At 44.7% G+C, this 15,665-nt stretch carries 14 protein-coding genes; 10 read left to right on the forward strand and 4 right to left on the reverse strand.

Going from position 1 to position 15,665, the window contains the following annotated elements:
- Positions 1–55 precede the first annotated feature (55 nt).
- From PQG66_RS00340 to PQG66_RS00370, 7 genes are all read left to right on the forward strand, one after another.
- Complete coding sequence (locus PQG66_RS00340; protein ID WP_442955020.1) at positions 56–751, forward strand: class I SAM-dependent methyltransferase; 696 nt, start codon at positions 56–58, stop codon at positions 749–751.
- Positions 752–820: 69 nt separating this feature from the next.
- Positions 821–1,543, forward strand: coding sequence for an SDR family NAD(P)-dependent oxidoreductase (locus PQG66_RS00345; RefSeq protein WP_272033889.1), 723 nt, complete (start codon positions 821–823; stop codon positions 1,541–1,543).
- Between the two features lie 610 nt (positions 1,544–2,153).
- The gene (locus PQG66_RS00350; RefSeq protein ID WP_272033891.1) at positions 2,154–2,843 is read left to right on the forward strand and encodes a response regulator transcription factor; all 690 of its coding nucleotides are present in this window, start codon (positions 2,154–2,156) and stop codon (positions 2,841–2,843) included.
- Positions 2,840–3,844 (forward strand): sensor histidine kinase, encoded by a 1,005-nt coding sequence (locus tag PQG66_RS00355; RefSeq protein WP_272033893.1) that lies wholly within the window; start codon positions 2,840–2,842, stop codon positions 3,842–3,844. The genes PQG66_RS00350 and PQG66_RS00355 overlap by 4 nt, the downstream gene beginning before the upstream one ends.
- A 112-nt stretch (positions 3,845–3,956) precedes the next feature.
- Positions 3,957–4,712, forward strand: a complete 756-nt coding sequence (locus PQG66_RS00360; protein ID WP_272033896.1) for an ABC transporter ATP-binding protein — start codon at positions 3,957–3,959, stop codon at positions 4,710–4,712.
- Positions 4,709–6,634 carry an ABC transporter permease gene (locus PQG66_RS00365; RefSeq protein ID WP_272033898.1) on the forward strand — a complete coding sequence of 642 codons (1,926 nt, stop codon included), beginning with the start codon at positions 4,709–4,711 and terminating at the stop codon, positions 6,632–6,634. Before PQG66_RS00360 ends, PQG66_RS00365 begins: the two co-directional genes overlap by 4 nt.
- Positions 6,635–6,939: 305 nt before the next feature.
- A complete protein-coding gene (locus tag PQG66_RS00370; RefSeq protein WP_272033900.1) occupies positions 6,940–7,377 on the forward strand; it encodes a GNAT family N-acetyltransferase in 438 nt (145 codons plus the stop codon).
- Between the two features lie 99 nt (positions 7,378–7,476).
- On the opposite strand, the gene PQG66_RS00375 is transcribed toward PQG66_RS00370, so the two are convergent.
- The 3 genes from PQG66_RS00375 to PQG66_RS00385 are packed head-to-tail and all read right to left on the reverse strand — an operon-like array spanning position 7,477 to position 9,727.
- Positions 7,477–8,934, reverse strand: coding sequence for an erythromycin esterase family protein (locus PQG66_RS00375; RefSeq protein WP_272033902.1), 1,458 nt, complete (start codon positions 8,932–8,934; stop codon positions 7,477–7,479).
- Positions 8,935–8,993: 59 nt separating this feature from the next.
- Positions 8,994–9,197, reverse strand: coding sequence for a helix-turn-helix transcriptional regulator (locus PQG66_RS00380; protein WP_095288443.1), 204 nt, complete (start codon positions 9,195–9,197; stop codon positions 8,994–8,996).
- Positions 9,198–9,220: 23 nt separating this feature from the next.
- The gene (locus PQG66_RS00385; RefSeq protein ID WP_272033906.1) at positions 9,221–9,727 is read right to left on the reverse strand and encodes a DUF6773 family protein; all 507 of its coding nucleotides are present in this window, start codon (positions 9,725–9,727) and stop codon (positions 9,221–9,223) included.
- A gap of 280 nt (positions 9,728–10,007) precedes the next feature.
- On the opposite strand from PQG66_RS00385, the gene PQG66_RS00390 reads away from it, so the two are divergent.
- A complete protein-coding gene (locus PQG66_RS00390; RefSeq protein WP_272033908.1) occupies positions 10,008–11,228 on the forward strand; it encodes an RtcB family protein in 1,221 nt (406 codons plus the stop codon).
- Between the two features lie 76 nt (positions 11,229–11,304).
- Positions 11,305–12,483, forward strand: a complete 1,179-nt coding sequence (locus PQG66_RS00395) for a DUF4272 domain-containing protein (protein WP_272033910.1) — start codon at positions 11,305–11,307, stop codon at positions 12,481–12,483.
- A gap of 134 nt (positions 12,484–12,617) precedes the next feature.
- Here the strand turns inward: PQG66_RS00395 and PQG66_RS00400 are convergent, their stop codons facing one another.
- The gene (locus tag PQG66_RS00400) at positions 12,618–13,658 is read right to left on the reverse strand and encodes a LacI family DNA-binding transcriptional regulator (RefSeq protein WP_334220743.1); all 1,041 of its coding nucleotides are present in this window, start codon (positions 13,656–13,658) and stop codon (positions 12,618–12,620) included.
- A 530-nt stretch (positions 13,659–14,188) separates the two neighbouring features.
- Here PQG66_RS00400 and PQG66_RS00405 point away from each other — a divergent pair.
- A complete protein-coding gene (locus tag PQG66_RS00405) occupies positions 14,189–15,568 on the forward strand; it encodes an ABC transporter substrate-binding protein (protein ID WP_334220744.1) in 1,380 nt (459 codons plus the stop codon).
- Positions 15,569–15,665: the final 97 nt, after the last annotated feature.

Here is a 15,665-nt window from a genome sequence, read left to right on the forward strand (position 1 = left end):
CAGGAGGAATACGAGTTTGGAAAAAACGATAAAATGTGTGCAAGATCTATATGATATGCTTGATGCAGATTTCAGATCGGCCAAGCAATTTTGGGAGCCGTTTTATGAGAATCGGGACAGACCAATTCCCTTTTTTCCAAACAAACCGGATGAAAATCTGGTTGCTGAAGTCCAGGCTGGAAGGTTAAAAGGTGGGAAGGCACTGGAGCTAGGGTGTGGCCCAGGACGGAATGCATTGTATTTAGCTCGTCAGGGATATCAGGTGGAGGCTTATGACCTGTCAGAGACTGCAATTGCATGGGCCAAGGAGCGAGCTGCTGAAGAACAGCTGGATGTTCATTTTGAGAGTCGATCGGTGTTCGAACTAACGCTGAAGCAGGAATATGATCTCGTGTACGATTCAGGATGTTTGCATCATCTCTTGCCACATCAGCGTATCTCTTACATCGAAATGATTGATCAAGCGCTGAAGCCGGGAGGATATTTGGGCTTGACCTGTTTTGCGCCGGGATATGGTGGTCAAGGTGGGCCTGAACTTGTGATGGATGATTGGGACGTATATCGAGAGAAGTCGATGCGGGGCGGACTTGCTTTTACCGAAGAGAAGCTTCGTTATATCTTGGGGGATGCTTTCGAGTGTGTGGAATTACGCCCAATGAAGGCGATGGGTCCAGATGATGCGTATTTTGGCCTGCCTATATTGTGGGTGACCTTATGGAAGAAACCTGAAGTTCAAGGCTGCACTGATTAGGATCAATAGCTATTTTACATGTAGTTTATCAGTGTATTGAGGTTTGAGAATCAGAGAGGTGGCGAACCTATGAGGAACAGATATTTTATAATCACAGGCACATCCAAAGGCATTGGCAGGGAGCTTGCGAAGTTATGTTTGGAAAAAGGAGACGTAGTCTACGGTATATCTCGCGGTACATCGGATTTAGAGACTATGTATCAGTGGTATACTCATGTTCAGTATGATCTTAAAGACATTCATCATATCGATGATCTAGTCGCAGGCATATTGAAACCGATTTCCCAGCTGGACGTGGAGTGTATCGGACTTATCAACAATGCAGCGATGCTTGAACCGTTGAAACCCATTGATCAATGCCTTGCGGATGAGATTAGCGCTCATCTGAATATAAGTTTGGCGGCGCCAATGATTCTTACGTCATCTTTTATCCGTTACACCAACCATATGACAGCACGTCGAAAAATCATAAATGTAAGTTCCACATCGGGCAGTTATCCTGCGCCTTCTATGGCAACGTACTGTACATCGAAGTCTGGAATTAACATGTTTACACAATGTGTAGCCATGGAACAAGCTTCGCAGCCCAATCCGGTAACGATGATTGCTTTCGATCCGGGGATGGTGGACACCGAATTGCAGGCAGTAGCGAGAGGGAAAGATGCAGCGGAATTTGTGTTGTCCGGCGTATTTCGGGAAGTCTATGAGACAGGTCAATTAAAATCTCCGCGTGAAGTGGCACTGGCCCTGTTGGAACAGTTGGAGGAGCAGACTGTTTCTGTGGAAGAGTGAATCGAGTCCATAGGATCGCACTCTTATTTCAAGAAGAATCTTACACCTGAGTATTAAGCACCCATATCAAACTATTGGATCGGATTAGGAAAGAGAGCAGAAGCTCTCTTTTTTTAATTTTGTCAAAAGAAAACCATACGCTATGCGTATGGTTCAGGATAGCTTTCAGCGATGTATGAAAAAAAATTCCTCCTAATGTTACAATAAATTTGGTTCGCCAACCGAATTTATCGACAATAGGAGGAATACAGATGTCATCTGATGTGAACAGTTTAGCACATACAAAATGGAATTGCCCTTTTAGGGCTGGCCAGTAACAAAGGCTTTCAGCCGCAGAACAAACCACCCGTTATACGGGTGGTTTTGATTGAAATAAGCCTATATTCACGAGAAGAAAAGTGCAAGAACAATAGAGGAGAAATGGGAAAAATATTATAATATAGTGTGTCATCTCATGCCGCTTGGGAAGTCCGGTTTCATTGTCAGTAGGGATACCCTTTGATATAAGCTCATCTTCCCTGTACACTAATAACAGCGATCGGAAGAACGATTCGTACCCGTAACGGTCTTCTGCTGAAGCATTAGAAGAACAGAAACGTGGTGAATTCACTTGTTTAAAATTATGCTTATCGAAGACGATGAATCGTTATTCAGTGAAATCAAGGAACGATTGTCCCAGTGGTCGTATGACGTGTATGGTGTGCAGGATTTTGGCAAGGTTTTGCAGGAGTACAGCGTGATTCAGCCGCAACTGGTCATTATTGATGTTCAGTTGCCCCAATATGACGGGTTCCACTGGTGCCGCATTATTCGTTCACACTCCAATGTGCCGATTATCTTTTTATCCTCACGGGATCATCCGGCGGATATGGTCATGTCGATGCATCTGGGTGCAGACGATTTTATCCAGAAACCTTTTCACTTCGATGTATTGATTGCCAAAATCCAGGCAACTCTGCGGAGGGTATACAACTATAATACCGAGCGAATTGAGCTCCGAACCTGGCGTGGAGCAGCTATTGAATATGTGAAAAGCACACTGACCTGCGGGGAAGAATCTGTCCTTTTGACCAAAAATGAGATGTTTATCCTTAAAGTATTGGTCGAACATAAAAATCAGATTGTCACTCGTGAAGACCTCATCCGAAGCTTATGGGATCATGAGCATTTCGTGAGCGACAACACGCTGACGGTTAACGTGAATCGGCTTCGCAAGAAACTTGAACCCCTTGGACTGGATCATTATATTGAAACCAAAGTGGGTCAGGGTTACATGGCAACGGAAGAGGCAGAAGTATGATTGGCAAGTACATACGTGAAAAGGGAAGCTGGCTATGGTTACTTGTGAGCATGCAACTCATCATTTTGTTAGTGGCCTACATGGATTCGTCCATTCCATTCCAATCTGCGTTGTATATCGTAGCGCTAAATGTGTTGGTATGCTTGGTGTTTATCTGGGCGAGATATCCGAAGGAGACCCGCTTTTATAAAAAGTTGAGCACCTGGGATCATACCTATGATCTGGGGGAACTCGACATCGCCGAAAGTCCATATGAGCAGATCATCCACGAAGCTGTCAGCTCCCAGACGCAGCGGTACCGGAAGGAGTCCTCACATCATTTTATTTCGTTGGAACAGGAGAAAGATGAGATGTTGTCTTGGATTCATGAAGTGAAGACACCTCTGACAGCATTACAACTGATGATCGAACGATTGCCAAATGACAAGTTACAGAGCCAGATGACGTATGAATGGCTGCGAATACAACTGTTGCTGGATCAGCAACTTCACCAGAAGCGTATTCCGTTCATGCATAATGATCTGTTCGTCGAAGAGACGGAGCTGGAACCCGTGTTGAACGGCGAGATCCGAGCATTGAAGTCCTGGTGTATATCGAAAGGCATCGGTTTTGATGTGTCGCTCTCGGCTACACATGTGCTGACAGATGGCAAATGGTTAGGCTTTATAATTCGGCAGTTGCTAAGCAATGCGGTGAAATATAGCGATTCATCGGATATCCTCATTGACAGTCGGGAACAGAATGGACACATCGTTCTAATGATTCAGGATCACGGGCGTGGGATTGAAGCTCAGGATCTGCCACGTATCTTTGATAAGGGATTTACGTCCACCCGTGGCAGAATGGAGGGCTCAGCTACCGGAATGGGACTGTATTTGGTGCATCAGGTGGTCCAAACGCTTCTTATGACCATTCATGTAGAATCTTCCCCTGGCGAGGGCACAACCGTCACACTTACTTTTCCGCGAAAAAATGACATGGTGCATCTTGCAGGCGTGTGACAACAATGTCACATGCTTTTTCGTTTTGTTCGGTGAATCGCAGGATTACACTTGCCATCCCGCCTATGATATAGACATGAGCATTTGCAGAACTAAGAGGAGTGAGTGGGATATGTGGATACTGGAAGCCAAAAAAATTCATAAAGTCTACGGTAATAAACTAAACAAACAGGAAGTGCTGAAGGGAATTGATCTCGGGGTAAACAGGGGAGAGTTTGTCGGTATTATGGGGCCTTCGGGTTCGGGCAAAACAACGCTGCTTAATGTTCTTTCCTCCATCGATCGGGTAAGTCAGGGGACGATTGATATCGAGGGTAAGGAATTCACCGGGATGAAAGAGAAACAGCTCGCTGAATTCCGCAAGCATCATCTGGGATTTATTTTTCAGGAATATAATCTGCTGGATACCCTTACGGTGAAGGAAAATGTATTATTGCCGCTCTCGATCACGAGCATTCCAAAGCAGGACGCACACCGGAAGTTTGAACAGATTGCCCGTGAACTGGGGATCTACGAGTTGAAAGACAAGTATCCATCTGAGATTTCAGGTGGTCAAAAGCAACGGACTTCAGCAGCACGAGCATTTGTCCACGAGCCAAGTATCATATTTGCAGATGAGCCAACAGGGGCTTTGGATTCCAAGTCTGCTTCAGACCTGCTTGGCAAGTTAAGTAGTATGAACAGCACACGGAAGGCCACTATTATAATGGTTACCCATGATCCAGTTGCTGCGAGTTATTGCAGCAGAGTGATCTTCATTCGTGACGGCCAGATCTACACCCAACTGAATAAAGGAGACGAATCACGGCAATCGTTCTTCAACGACATTATCAAAACCCAGGGCGTGTTGGGTGGTGTGCAGCAATGAGTTTGAGCCACATTATCTTCCGTAATCTGAGGAAAAATCTGAAAAATTATTATCTGTATGTATTTGCGCTCGTGTTCAGCGTGGCCTTGTATTTTTCCTTTGTGACGTTACAATTTGATCCTTCTATGGATGAGGTAGCTGCTTCCACAAAAGGTGGCGCGGCCATAGGGACATCTTCCGTACTATTAGTCGTTATTGTGGGCATCTTTCTGCTCTATGCCAACACGATCTTTATCAAGCGGCGAAGCCAAGAAATTGGATTGTTTCAATTGATCGGACTGACGAAGGGGAGAATTTTTGGCATTCTGAGCGCAGAGAATAGCATTCTCTATTTTGGCTCCATGGCGATCGGTGTGTTGGTAGGGTTCCTTGCATCCAAGCTGGTCATGATGATATTGTACAAAATTCTCGGTGTTGATGCGATTACGAAACTTTACTTCTCTCCGATGGCACTGATGCAAACGGTGATTGTCTTTACGGCCATATACTTGCTCATCATGCTGATGAACTACACTTTTATCAAAGGTCAGAGCATTCTCTCGCTCTTTCGGGTGTCGGCCACTTCGGAGCAACGGGTACAGAAGATGTCTGTTGGACTGATGATTGTTGGCATCTTGGGCATTGCCCTGATTGTGTACGGATATGTCTTGTCTGCACGATTGTTCAGCGGTAATGCAATGGATATGCAGCAGTTGATGTATACGATGATGCTGATTCTGTTCTCGGTCATACTGGGGACCTACTTGTTTTATAAGGGCTCGGTTAGTTTTATCTTTAATCTGATTCGCAAAAGCAAAAACGGTTACCTATCCATTCATGAGGTACTGTCATTATCTTCAATCATGTTCCGCATGAAGTCCAATGCTCTGCTGCTCACGATTATAACAACGGTGTCGGCGCTAGCTATTGGCATGCTGTCACTGAGTTACATTTCGTATTATTCGGCAGAGACTCAGGCTAAGGAAAGCTTGCCGGAGGACTTCTCTTTTGCTCAGGCGAATGTGAAAAATCGCTTTGTAGCGGAGCTGCAAAACCAACAAATTCAATATGAGGAGAAGCACAGACAGCCTATTTATATTGAGATTGATGCTAAAGAAGTGATGAACGATTTTCCAACAGAACAATTGCTGTTCAGTAGTGTTGTGAGTGAAACTATGGTGGATAACATTGATCTACAACCGGGTGAAGTGATCTTTATGGGATACGGTAATGTAGTTCAACAGTTAATTTCCATTCAGGAGAAAGGTCCGATCGTTTTGCACGGTTTGAAGCAAACACAGGACCAACAACTGATCGGCACCACCAAACAAGGAGTTCTTCCTGCGTACTACACTAGGGGCACACCTGTTGCGGTAGTAGATGAAGAGGTATACCAGCAACTGCGACAGGATCTCGATCCCAAGTTGCAGAAAGCCGAGTGGGCTGACTACTATGGTGTACGTATTTTGAACAAGGGGCAGGCGGAAGAAGCATATGCCGTGTTTAAAGAGCAGCAGTTGGAAGCTCCAAGTTTCTCCCAGATTGAATTCAGAAATAATCAGCGTGAGAATATGGGCTTGATTATGTTTATCATCGGTTTCCTGGGATTGACATTCTTAATCACATCCGGATGTATTCTGTACTTTAAACAAATGAATGAGAGTGAAGAGGAGAAGGGGAATTATACCATTTTGCGGAAAATCGGATTTACTCAAGGTGATCTGTTACGTGGAATTCAGATCAAGCAGTTGTTTAACTTCGGTATTCCGCTTGTGGTGGGTTTGAGTCATAGTTACTTTGCCGTGAAATCAGGTTGGTTCTTCTTCGGTACGGAGCTTGCGACACCTACAGTCATTGTCATGATAGTCTACACCTTGTTATATTCAATCTTTGGTCTGTTGTCTGTATGGTACTATAAGCGGGTGATTAAGGAAGCTTTGTAAGTTTAGGACAGGTGAATGGCGCAGGAGATAGCGATGTACAATCATTCAAGGTAGCTTTAGAAGTGAACTGCACCCCATGGGTTAGACAAGACCTAACAATGGAGGTGCAGTTTTTTTGATTGGACTTCTTATTGCGTGAGGTAATTGATTTCACCCATTTCGAGCAGTTGTTTCAGTCCTTGCGTGAATATCATCTCGGAGTTCTCTTCTTGAGAAGTGATTTCAACGGTAATCGTATCTGGACCTCAATTAAGGTAGAATAAATAGACAGAATTCTAACAAGAAAGAACGTCAGGGGGCATATTATGGTTACCATTCGAGGGATCGAACTTGAAGATTTACCGGCACTAAGCAAGCTTTACAGTGAGTTGATGGGCGCACCTGCTAATGTGCAGCAGATGCAGAAGATGTTTCATTACATACAACAGAATGGACATTATTATGTGCTAGGGGCATTTTATAATGGCGAGCTGGTCGGTTCCGTTATGGGGGTTGAATGTATGGATCTGGTGGGGGAATGTAAACCATTCATGGTTGTGGAGAATGTAATTGTGTCGGATCAGGTACGCAGACAGGGGATTGGTCAGAAGCTTATGCTTCAGATCGAGCATATTGCGAGAGATCTGGGGTGTGAATACATGATCCTGGTATCAGGTGATCAGCGCAAGGAAGCCCATATTTTCTATGAAAAGCTGGGTTTTAAGGATGAGAAGGTTCAGGGTTACCGGAAGCATTTTAATTAACCTATTTCTGTTTTCGTGACGGAGAACAGCGGTAGTTTTTGGGTGAATACACATGTGAATTGGAAAATAAAAAGAGAGCTGGTAGCTCTCTTTTTGTATCTAATCCTTGCTTTGTTCTTTGGAACCGGATGAAGATGAACGGATATATTGCGGTGGATGAACATCATCAATCATTAAAATGCCATCATACTGATCGCGTGGGACGAGACTCTCAGGAATCATGCCCCAACTGTATGCAAATCGTGGTTCAAACATCCAAGAGTTACCTGTTTCTCTGCTTTGATACCGCAAGTCCAAGAAGCTATACTTTGTATTTGTTGCTGACATGATTCCTTCGATGGAGCCGGGTTCCGCTGGCTCAACGGCATGAAGTTCACCGGCATTATCAGCCGTTTGACCGCTGGATGCATACAATCCAAGAACATAACTGTATTGCTTCATTTCCTTCGAAAGTTTTTCTCCCATCAAAGTTATGGGATATGGTGAGCCCATCACTTCGCTTTGTGCTTTGCGGATGTGATCATTATGCGCCCATACGATGAACTTCTCGTTAGGATATACTTCAGTGGCGAGCCACATGAGATTGTCATGCATTGCCTGATCGCGCCACTCCATGGCTTCTAAAAAGGAATCATATTTGCCTTCATTCATTTCAGTCATTGAACGGATCGAAAGATCGACATATTCCTTCGCTACACGAACCCGATCATTGAGGCTTCGCTCCAGCAACATGGAAAGTTTCGGTTGATTCGGGTACTCTTTTTGCAGATAGGTCTGGTTCTCTTCGGATTTCAGGGATTGAAGAACATCTTTGTATACCTGGATGATTTTAGTTTTTTCAGCTCGGTAGGCTTTCAGATCCGTTCCAACGGAGAATTCCGACAGCTTTTGTTCTGTTTGTGCCAGACGCTTGGCGAGCTTTTTATCCTTCAGCCAGTTACCATCTAACAACGGGAATTGCAGCTGCATGTCGAAACCAGTCAGAATCAGAGGTTGTTCGCTTTGTGCACTTGTTTTGAGATAATCGAATAAAGGCATGATTTCCTTGGACCACCAGACGCCGAAGATGGAGTTTTTCATCGTGTGCTCTGGATTTTGCTGTCTTATCGTGGCATTGGCAAGCGATGTGTTGGAGAGACCGCTCTCAAAAGCAAGAACGTTATATCCCATTTCCTGATGCAAGAACTGGATCAGCCGGGTCTTCGCCAGATTAAATTCAGCAACCCCATGGGAGCTTTCGCCCAGAAATACAATTCGCTTGTCATGCAATATAGGTTTCAGCATATTCAGATCTGAGAAGGAATCAGATTCTTGGCCTGTCTTCACAGGCTGGATGCTGTTCAGTCGATACGCATGATCTCTGGCCCACTCATTCCATTCCGCAATTTTCTCATCCGACGTTCTCGCGGAATACACTTGGGTTACCTGACCTTGTATGGTCTCCATCGTAGATGATGTTGAAGCTAATGCATGCCCTGTTGGATAGAGCGAACTTGCCAGTAGGGCTGTAGTTAATGCAAGTACAGCCCCTGTTTTTCTTTTCCTGAAATAAGTCAAAATAATGCCTCCTCTACATGTAAGTGATCATAAATAATTTAGTATTGAAACCGTCCGGCTTAAGTCTGCTCATCGTCCCAGAACAGGTCATTCAGTGTTCTTGAGAGTGCCTTGCATATGGCAATACATAAGCTGAGGGAAGGGTTATACTTTCCGAGTTCGATGAGACCGATAGTTTGCCTCGAAACACCAACGATCCGCGCTAAATCATCTTGCGATAGATCTTTTTCTACCCGGGCAACTTTTAATCGTATATTTTTCATGCCCAATCACCTTTGTATCCTTTCTATGAATCCCACTGATCTTTACGAGCTGCTTTTTGACTCGCCTTGTTGGCGAAGTGGTGAACGATGATATTGAACACCGCAAAGAACGGAATATATAGCAGCAGTGAAAAAGTGAAAACGAGGAAGAAATACCACCACTTCTCCTGTGTCGTTTCGGCAAACATAACGGAACTTCTTATGCCCAGGAACAAGGCCATAGAGAGACCGATAATTACACCTGTGATGATATTGCGCAGGCTATATGAAATTTTGCTCGTCTGGTCATGGACCTCAACTTCATCCGAATAGATGCCTAGCATAACGGAACGAATCCCGAAGTAGATACTTCCTGCGAGAAGGACGATCACTTCCGTCAGCATGGAATAAGTCTCCCAACTGAGAAAGCTTTTGATCATGATGGAGATACCGCAAATTGACATGATTAAAGTGTAAGCTTCCTTATACACCTTGTTTTTCAGATGCACGATACGCTCATCTTGATTGCCGTTTATTTTGAACCACTTCATGTGTGATCCCCCTTATATAGAGCTTATGTAGATATGGAAAACCCTTCCTATGTTCTTTATAATAATATTATTTTAGTCTTTTTGCAATATATATATGTCATTATGTTTGATATAAAATGCAATTTGATGGAATTAAACCATCTAAGACACGATCATGCGCAGAGGGACTGCACTTAAAATGACCGTGCGTATCATACATCAGGAAGGGATTTACTGCCCATATGACATGATTTTTGTTAAAATATACAAAGTGTTTTATTAGACAGGAGGTTAAAACATCATGCGGATCGTGGATAACATTAAAGTCTGGGGGGAGCCGCTGGAGAACGCCGTAAGTCAGGCGGTAACTTGCTCGCAATATGGAAATGTACTGGGTGTGGCATTAATGGCTGACCATCACAAAGGATATTCTCAGCCGATAGGCGGGGTGGTCGCTTACCGCAACATGATCAGCCCGTCGGGGGTTGGTTATGATATTGCTTGCGGTAACAAAGCTGTACGCACCAATCTGATGTGGGACGATATTCGTGACCAGATTGCAGTTATTATGGATGAACTCTATGCAACCATCTCATTCGGCGTAGGTCGTAACAATCCAACCCCGGTAGAACATGATCTGTTCGATGACCCGAACTGGAAGCTTTTTGATTCGATTGAGAGTGGACTGCAGCAGAAGTTGAAGACACTGGCGCGTAACCAGCTCGGAACCGTGGGTAGTGGCAATCATTTTGTGGATGTGTTTGTAGAAGAGGCTACAGGAAAGGTATGGATCGCAAATCATTTTGGGAGCCGCGGGTTTGGTCACAAGGTCGCCAGCGGATTCTTGAATTTGGCTGCAGGACGACAATTCAGTGGTAAAGCTCCGGGCGAATCGATGGATCAACCGCCGATTCTGTTTGACCTGAACAGTGAAATGGGTGATATGTATTGGGCCGGGATGACACTGGCAGGGCGTTATGCTTACGCTGGGCGGGACTACGTGATCGAGCAGGTGCTTGGTATTCTGGGAGCAAGTGCTGAATATACCGTGCATAATCATCATAACTTTGCCTGGAAAGAACAGCATATGGGTGAAGAGGTGGTGGTTGTCCGCAAAGGGGCAACACCGCTGTCACCAGGGCAACTCGGTTTTGTCGGAGGCAGTATGGGTGACATTTCGGTAATTGTAGAGGGGATCCACAGTGAGGAGAATACAGAGTCCTTCCGCAGCACCGTTCACGGGGCAGGGCGGATTATGAGCCGCACTCAGGCCGCAGGCAAAATGAACTATAAGCTTCGCCAGCGGATGGGCGGGGAGATTAGTGAAGAACAGATGCATGCAGCTATCCGCGCATACGGTGTAGAGCTTCGCGGAGCAGGCACGGACGAGAGCCCTTTTGTATATAAAAAATTGCAAGACGTCCTGAATGCACATGCCAACACGCTGAAAATTAATCATGTGCTGCGCCCGGTAGGCGTGGCGATGGCTGGCAGCAATGAGTTTGATCCATACAAGGACTAGTAAAGGATTCATTCAAGGCTTACAAGGATTCGTACGTGTTAACTCAAATTCAGCTTACGAAAGAGGATGATACAGCATGAGGAATTGCGCGATATACAGCTCCCAGTTTGATCTGGAACAATTATATGAACTTATTCAATCTATCTATCCCCAGGCTGTCATCCAGCGTAGAGAAGACCAGACACACATTCAAGTTATACAGAAGAAATGGTTCAGCAAAAAAACAAAAGGTTTCAACATCATGACCAGCCAGACTCATCCCGAAGAATTCAGCACGATGATTCGAGGTATGCTTGGTTTTTTGAGTCAGATCGAGGGTCGCAATGCTGCACTCCAGGAAAAGGTACTGATTAAATGCTCCACCCTGAACATGGTGATTGGCATTGAGACTGAGGAAGATATCTCGGAAGAGTTCTTTAACGAGTTATTACAATTGGCTGAAGCGCTGGATGCCGTTATTTTCTGGGGAGGCGGTTCTCTTTTAAATGCTCAGGGCCAGCTGCTTCTGGATGTGAACGGGGAATCGGAAGTCGAGGATTACACCGTCACAGCGCACACCAGCTTGCTGGACGACAGCCGTCCGCCTTCAGTTGACGGTGCAGAGCGCAAGGCTCGTTCAGAGAGACGGTTAGAGGAGCAGGGCATTCCGTTTAATCCGAACTTGCCAGCACGAGCGGGAGAGGCAGATGTCACGATTCGTACAGAGGAAGAGGTTGCGAAGCGTGCGGTGGCACTCTGTATAGCTGCTCTGAAAGGCGAATGTCTGGGATCAGGTGAAAGTGATGATGACACGGCTGAGTTGGTGCAGGAAGTCATCGATAAATATGATGCGTCCTCTTTTTTTACTCCAGACGAAACGTCATTTTTGAATCAACCTGGAGCGGAACAACAAGAGATAATCCGATTTTCATGGGGATATGAGGCGTACCATGTGATGTTATGGGCACTGGGGTATGTGGAGGAATTGGATGCACCTACTGCGTTATGTAACGTGAGTAAGGATGTCGGCTATTTACAGCAAAAAGACAACTTCGCAGCATTTTTGTCGGAGGCCAACTTGCGCAGCAAAGATGAAATTTTGGAAGAGGCTGATCTAATCTATCGCTACAACTGGGTGTGTGTAAACAGCCGGATTAAAGGGGAAGAACCACCTGCTGGGCTGAATCCTGGCGTAGCCTATGAACGGCACCGTGCGCTCAATTGGCTCATCTGTTATCTGGATCAGGCGTGGGACGAGGTGCGAACCGATACGTAATTGTATCTTTGAATCGATGGGCTCTACTAGATTTGAAATACCCCCAGCCGTTGGACAACGGTTCGGGGGTATTTGTAGTGTTCTCAGCTCTCTTCGGAATGCATCCATTCAACATTGTTGCAAACACACTATCGTTATCCGATATGTCTACCAAACTGTTCTCGGATAATTACATTGGCGAGAATTAATTTTTTCTCGACGCTGCTCTCCGGATGGGCAATACGCCATAACATCTGATCCACGGCACGCGATCCGAGTAATTCTTTATTTACATTTACAGTAGCCAATAACGGAAGATGATCGTAGACATTGTCAAACCCTGTCACAACACATTGATCTGGCACACGAATGCCCATACTTTCAAGAGCTTCGATCGTGTAGAGCGCATAGAAATCGTTAGCACAAACAAACGCATCAGGCAGTTGATCTTCTTGAATTACTGTCGTGAATGTTTTGCGAAAATCATCCAAAGCCTGACTGGTAAGTTCAGGAATCTGGCACATAGCCATCTCACTTCCAGCCAGAGCAGCATTGTACGCAATCCACCGCTCATAGAAACTCTGTGCATCACTAATATTTCCAACAAACTGAAATGATTGATAACCTTTGCGGAGCAAATAGAGCATGATCTCTCGCATGGATGCAAAGTTATCAGTGAATATGCTGTCACTATGAAAAACCGGATCGAGATGATCCACTAATACGACTGGAATACCCAGACGTTTGATTTCTAGCAAAATAGGAGTGGAGATCGATCCCACTGTAATAATCCCTCGAATCGCATCCGGGTTAAGCAGTGTGAACAATTGATCGGCAGATGGTTCGGTCAGTGTCAGAATATTAATGCCCATCTGGTTCAGTTTGGAAGAGATACCGTTGAATACTGGCCCCCAGTAAACGGAATCCTGATTCTGATAGCGAACATTAGGAAACAAAATCAAAATTGTACCACTATTTCTTGTGTTCTTCGCTTCCATCGCTTCGCCTTGCGTGTGAAGTTCTCCGGATAACATACTGTGATCTTTAAAATAACCAAGTTTGCCTGCAGCTTTGAGAATAATATCTCGCGTTTGGTCACTAACCCCAGATTTTCCGGCCAGAGCACGGGATACTGCGAATTTCGACAAACCCGTATAATGTGCAATCTCCTGAATTGTTACCTTCGTTTTCATCATACCATCCTTACACTCATAATTCTGCGGCATCCCCTAAGATTGTTAGCGCCTCCAATAGATTCTAGTATAGCACGCAGTCTTTCTCTTAATCTAATATCGATTCGTGCATTATAACTTGCGAGAGGGTGAACGAGTGTCATATTTGGCAGGAAGAAGAAAGAAGTTAGTACCGGATAATAGCGTATTTTGTCTATAAAATTATGTATTTGTTATTTTATAAAAATAACAAAATTATATCAAATGTTGTTTCTCTCAAAATAAAAATATGATGTTAAGGATTTGTTATTTATGAATATCATTGTGATTTAAAATTTAGAAGTGAATTGAGGAGTGGTTTAATCAATTTTTTACAGGGAATGTTTACAATAAATTGTTGACGCTTACATTTTGCTGTGGTAAATTTTGTTTGTCAAAAACAAACAACTAAATAACAAATGGTGGTGGTGTTATTATTTTGATTTGTTTATCTATTGCTTGTGGTATGAAGGTGGGTCTTGATAATAAACACATTCGGGGAGGTTGTTAAGGTCATGATAAAAAGGTGGAATGTGCTGTCCTTGATGTTACTTGCAGTCCTGCTATTTGTATCCGCTTGCAGTGGAGGAGCTGCGCAAACTGGAGTTGACTCTGGCGAAGCAGTCCAATCGGAGAATAACACTGAAGCTGACAAGACCGTTCAGGAAGATGAAGCTGCTAAGACAGCAGTGGACGTGCCGGATTTAGGTGGAAGGGTTATCAAGATTGCCGCCTGGTGGGATTTGAAGCCAGCGGGGGAGACAGCTTCTGACAAAGCGAGATTAGATAAAATTGCAGAAGTTGAAAAGAAGTATAACGTGAAGATTGAGTTTGTTAACGTACCTTTTGAAGAATATATGAATAAATTCACCACCTCTGTTCTGGCTGGAGAACCTTTTGCTGATATTGTGCAGATGGAATACAAATCGGCACTCCCGGCCATCCTCAAAGGGCAATTGTTGCCCCTCTCCGATTTCACCACAGCTGAGAATAATATTAACCAAGAAGGTAATCTGATTGCCAAATATCCTGCCATCGCAGGAAACTACTACGCGTTCGAATCTCCAACCAGTATCGGGCTGGGTCTCCACTATAACCGTGATCTGTTCAAAAAACTTTCTTTGCCTGACCCTCAGGAATTGTATGAGAAAGGTGAATGGAGCTGGGATAAGTTCATGGAAGTTACCAAACAAGCAACAAAGGATACGGATAATGATGGGAAAATTGACGTATACGGTTTCTCGGGCTGGGCTATCGATGTCATTCGTCATTTTACTGCTGCTAATGGCGGTACCATTGCGGATGATGAGAACGGGAAGGAAGGGTTATCTGATCCCAAAACGATTGAAGCTGCCGAGTTCGTTAAACGTCTGTATAACGTGGAGAATGTAGTAAAAGTCAAAACAGGTGACAAAACGAATTGGGAAGAATCCAATACATTCAAGGACGGAGATGTGGCTATGTTCACTGCTGCGGAGTGGCAGCTTGGTGACCTGACCTTTTCTGTTGGTGTCGTGCCGATTCCGAATGGGCCGCAAGGAAAAAAAGAAGTGACTTATGCCAACAATACCGCCGCAGCCAAGTTCATCGCCAAAGGCGTGGAAGATCCAAAGATTGTCTATCAGATCTACGAAGAAACCTTCGACATCCCGCAGATTGAGGAATACCCGGGGCAGGACTATCTGGAGAGTCTGTATACGGACGAGAAAGACATCCAGATGATTCGTGAACATATTGCAGGAACTGGACGCATTTTGCTGGATGATGCCTATGCTGGTTATCCCATCGGAGATTATGTGAACGATATTATCAAGAATAACGCTTCGGTAACTGCAACAGCGGAGAAATACAAGGCGCAGGCTCAAGCGGCCATGGACAAATTGGGCAGCCAATAGCTGCAATATCAATTGTAGATCATCAGCGGGGTTCCCGTGCCCGCCAACTGCACGGAGCCCCTTTTTTCGTAGCATAAGCAGAGGGATGGCCGACATC

This window comes from Paenibacillus sp. JJ-100, from assembly GCF_948329825.1.
GTDB lineage: Bacteria > Bacillota > Bacilli > Paenibacillales > Paenibacillaceae > Paenibacillus.